The following is a 4,739-nucleotide window of genomic DNA, read 5'->3' on the forward strand; positions in this document are numbered from 1 at the left end:
GAGATAGTTACATGAATTTACCATAAATCACCATCTCATAAAGTGTGATGCAACAAAGCCATCCCAGTGTTTGGGCACTGGGATGACAGGAGAAGGGGGGCTACTACCGTCATAAAGGAACCAGTGTCAGCTACTCGGATGATACCTTCTTTCTACTTAGTTTGGGTTATGCAAGAAGTCTATTCGCGGTATAGATTCCGCTAACACGTAGCGGGATGACGGTTGTCGGTAAATCTAAGTCAGTTTAGCTATATGCTTTTAATTCCCCCAAAAGGAGAATTAAATATGTGAAACTCTAGTTGATATAATTTAATGAATGGTTAATTTAAATTACTAATTTACTTAAGAGATTTTGATAATATTTAACCCACTAGCTTTTCTATTTTCTATATCACGATGGGCTTGAATTATTTCATCAAGTTTATATTTTTTATTGATCCGTACAGTTAAAAGTTTTTTTCTTATCATCTCGAAGATTTCCATTGTGGTAAGCACTAATGTGAATCTATCATGCTTATAATGGTATATTGAGGTTCCAGTTGCAAATAACGAACGTGAACTAAGTAAAGAAAAACTAATAGGAGCGTTACCTGATATCTGCCCATAGGAAACGTATATGCCGAACCTGCCTAAAGATTCAAAAGAGAGCTTACTTGTAGCGTAACCTATGGGGTCATACACTGCACCTACTCCTCTGTTTTGTGTAATCTCCATAATTTTAGAAACGAAGTCTTTATCATTGTAGTTTATTGCGTATGTGCAGCCACTTTGTAAAGCTATCTTCATTTTTTCATCAGAGCTTACAGAACCTATCACTACACCTTTTTTATCCTTTGCCCATTGGCATATTATTTGTCCTAAGCCACCATTAGCCCCATGAACTAGCACGAAAGCACCAGGCCTGATTTTATAAGATTGATTAACTAAATAGTGAGCTGTCATACCTTTAAACAGCACTGCAGCAGCAACTTCATCAGATATGTCATCTGGAATTTTTATCAGATATTTCTGGTGTATAATGCGCTTTTCACAATATGCCCCTGGAGGAGCTGTGCAATATCCAACTCTGTCTCCAACCTTCAACCCATCACTGATTTTTTTACCAAGCTTTTCAATAACTCCCACTGCTTCTACCCCAAGCGCTGATGGTAAATTTTTAATTTTGCGTGTACCTTTTCTGTGCTCTAAATCATAACGATTTAAGCCGATAGTTGTGTGACGTACTAAAACTTCCTCGCCTTTTGGCTCACCTATATTCTTATCTACAAATTCTAATACTTCTGGTCCTCCAGTTTTTTTTATTTGTATAGCTCTAACCATGATGAATGTAAGATAAAAACTTTAATTATGTTATCTAATAATTAATATTTTGCAAAGTTATTGTTTTCACAATCAATAGACTTCTTGCGTTACCTCCTGTCATCCCAGTGTCAGCTACTCGGATGACACCCTATTGATTACTGAAATGACACGGTTTGCAAACATTCTGTTACTTAAGCTTAAAAAACGTGTATGATAGTGTTATTTCGCTCAAATCTTTTGTGTTGTTATCAAGCATTATCTCAGGATCTATATAGAAAGATACGGGCATAGCTGCTTTTTGTTTTGGTAGCAACATTTGTTCTTCAAAACAAAAGCATGCAATTTTATTGAAATACTTACCTGCTTTGAAAGGCGTAACGTTATACACCGCCATTCCAAATGAAGGCTGATCAGATAGATTTTTTGCGTAATAAAAAGCTAAACTTTGTTCTCCTATGTTTACATCAACGTAGTGAGTTTCTGATTTAAACTCCCAAGGTAGATCGGACATTATATCAGCATTGAAGTGAACCCTGATCTTTTGGTTAGTTATATTTGTTGTTGCATTAGTTACTTTTCTTATTGTGCCACCATACCCAGTAGCTTTACAGAAAATGCTATATAGAGGTACCGATGCATATGCAAGACATATCATCGACACAACTAAAGATACTAAAAAGAAAACTATAGAATTCTTACTGCCTTTCCTTAAAAAGGAAAACATCTAATCCCTATTGTTGAACAAGTTAAGTAACCTGAGTAGATTGAGAAATATATTAATAAAGTCAAAATAAAGATTAGTTGCGCCGAGTATTGCCAATTTAGTAGTAGCAACTTCTGATCCGTCATTATGTTTATAATAAACGTCCTTGATTCTTTGAGCATCATACGCAGTCATTAAGGTAAAGACTATTACTGATATGAACGATATTGCAAAGTGGAGAGGACTACTTCCAAGAAATAAATTTACCATAGACGCAATGATTAACCCCCAAACTCCCATAATCAAGAAAGAGCCCATACTTGTAAGATCTCTTTTTGTGGTATTACCATATAAAGCCATAGAGCCAAACATGATTGATGTAATGAAAAACGCCCTTGCTATATTTTCTGCAGTATAAACTATAAAAACATAAGATAAGGAAAGCCCCATTAACACTGAGAACGAGAAAAATATAGTAACGGCAGACTGAGCACTTAGGTGTTGAATTCTATAAGACATGTAGAACACCAATGCAACCGGAGATAACATTACCACAAGCGATAGAACGGGATTAGAATAAATTACTTGAAAAAGACCAGAAAATACTGTTAAAAATGCAACAAGCCCTGTGACGCCCAAAGCTAAAGCCATGTAATTATATACTTTAGTTAGGTAATTTCTAAGCCCAGCGCTATAATAAACGCCTTGAGAGCGAATATCCTGTTCATTTCTCATATAAGACATAATATAACTCCTTTTATCCATTACCTAACACGTTATAATATAAAACCATATTTTTATCAAGTGTTTTTATTATAAACAGCTATGCACTGGCATTTGTTTTAATATAAATAGAATATAGGCCTATTGCTGCTGCATTTGAAACATTTAAGCTGTCAATTACGTTTGATATTGGGATCTTTAAAAGATAATCACAATTTTCTTTAACTAACCTCCGCATTCCTTTCTCTTCAGAACCAAAAATCATTACTCTTTTTTTCTCAAGACTCTTTATTTCATCTATATTTTCTTTAGAATTGCAATCAAACCCGTAACACCAGTAGCCGACCTTTTTTAAATACTGCATAGTTTTTACTATATTTGTAACGTATATTAGCGGAACAATATCTAAAGCCCCACTTGCTGCTTTTGCAATAGATGCATTTTCACTCGGTGAATGGTTATGTGGTAAAACCAATGCGTTGACATTAAAACAAGCTGAAGTTCTTAAAATCGACCCAATATTGTGCGTGTCAGTGACTTGATCTAAAATGACTATAGTAGAGCTGTCGTTTGAGCTTTCAGCTACTTCTTCGATGCTTAAGTTATAAAGAATAGGGGCAACATTTAAAGCAATTCCTTGATGGTTAGCACCTTTAGATAAAACGTCATTAAGTATTTTGTTTTCTACTAATCGAACTTTAATGTCCTTACTATTTACACATTGCCTAATTTCTTTTTCATGTTCTCTATAGAAATTTTCTGTTACTAACAGTTCTATACACTGCCTATTTTTATTCTTCAGTGCTGACATGCAGGTGTGCTTTCCATACAGCCAAAAATTCTCATTAGTTTTTGACGATTTCATCGTATTATCGAAAATCGGGTTTTTATAGAATAAGCAACATTTTACTATGTTTGGATATTGTTGTAAAATTATACAATTCGATTAATGCGTTTATGTCGGACGATGAGTTGGATTGGCAAAAAAATGTTAAGCCAATAGAATGTGGAAAAGTTACTTTGAAAGTTGATCATAAAGTAAATATAAAGTCTATGGTTGATAAAGGTACCTCCGACTTACAAAGGAATTTTCTTAATACCAATGATGGTAACTCATCATTTTGTCTTGACAAAAATACAAAGTCAAAAGTTGATAGGGGTAAATATTTTATAAGCGATAAGCTCGATTTGCACGGCTATAGTATGGAGGATGCTTACTGTAAATTGATAGATTTTATTATCAAAAATTATCGAGCAGGAAATAGATGTTTATTGGTAATTACGGGATACGGCAGTGCAACAAATAAAACAGACACTATAAAGAGTAACTTAAATAAATGGTTAAATGACACTAAAATCCAGCATATGGTTCTATACTATCAACAAGCTACGAAAAAACATGGTGGTAAAGGGGCTTTTTATGTTTTATTAAGAAGGAATAAAAACCTTGAGTCCTGATACTTAAAATTCCTTTTAAGCCTTAATTTTTCTCGTATAACCATACAGTATTCGGCAGCGCGTGACGCACAACTGTGCGAACATTGTGATTTGGGTCTACCAGGAAGGATGTCTCCCAGTACCTCTTTTCCCGTCATCCCGCTACGTGTTAGCGGGATCTCATTTCACTTTATGAGGGTGTCATCCGAATAGCTTGACTACTTGGATCCAGATTGGATACTGAGTTGGTGAGTATAAAAGTATAGCTTCTACGTCATACCGCCGCGGTATCTCAGCCGCTAACAAGTAGCGGGGTGACGAGTTATTATACCGCTGCGAACCGTCATACCGCGATTTATTCCATAGCTGTACGAACATTCATTTTTGAAGGTAAACTGCACAGCAAATGGTGTCATTCCAGTGCTTGACACTGGAATGGCTTTGTTGCATCGCTAGCTATGATGGATTAAAGATAAAAAAGATGGAGAATATCAGTAGCTTATTATTCTGGTATTTATAATAAGAACGGTCAGTGAATACCTAAATTTGAGTAAAAGAAATTTCACTACCACTC

The 4,739-nt window shown here is 35.1% G+C and carries 5 protein-coding genes; 1 reads left to right on the plus strand and 4 read right to left on the minus strand.

The genetic code is table 11. From position 1 onward, the window contains the following. Nucleotides 1–342 precede the first annotated feature (342 nt). The 4 genes from OZD63_RS03055 to rlmB form a co-directional block, all read right to left on the minus strand. Complete coding sequence (locus tag OZD63_RS03055; protein ID WP_275008079.1) at nucleotides 343–1,320, minus strand: quinone oxidoreductase family protein; 978 nt, start codon at nucleotides 1,318–1,320, stop codon at nucleotides 343–345. A gap of 169 nt (nucleotides 1,321–1,489) precedes the next feature. Then, entirely contained in the window at nucleotides 1,490–2,026 is a 537-nt protein-coding gene (locus OZD63_RS03060; RefSeq protein ID WP_038249839.1) for a cytochrome c oxidase assembly protein, read from the minus strand. Then, entirely contained in the window at nucleotides 2,027–2,749 is a 723-nt protein-coding gene (locus tag OZD63_RS03065) for a Bax inhibitor-1/YccA family protein (RefSeq protein WP_274979612.1), read from the minus strand. 79 nt (nucleotides 2,750–2,828) lie between these two features. Further along, nucleotides 2,829–3,593, minus strand: a complete 765-nt coding sequence (gene rlmB, locus OZD63_RS03070; protein ID WP_274979611.1) for a 23S rRNA (guanosine(2251)-2'-O)-methyltransferase RlmB — start codon at nucleotides 3,591–3,593, stop codon at nucleotides 2,829–2,831. A gap of 92 nt (nucleotides 3,594–3,685) precedes the next feature. Between rlmB and OZD63_RS03075 the strand changes: the two genes are divergently transcribed. Next, complete coding sequence (locus tag OZD63_RS03075; protein ID WP_274979610.1) at nucleotides 3,686–4,186, plus strand: Smr/MutS family protein; 501 nt, start codon at nucleotides 3,686–3,688, stop codon at nucleotides 4,184–4,186. Nucleotides 4,187–4,739: the final 553 nt, after the last annotated feature.

Source organism: Wolbachia endosymbiont of Drosophila leontia, from assembly GCF_028981785.1.
GTDB lineage: Bacteria > Pseudomonadota > Alphaproteobacteria > Rickettsiales > Anaplasmataceae > Wolbachia > Wolbachia pipientis.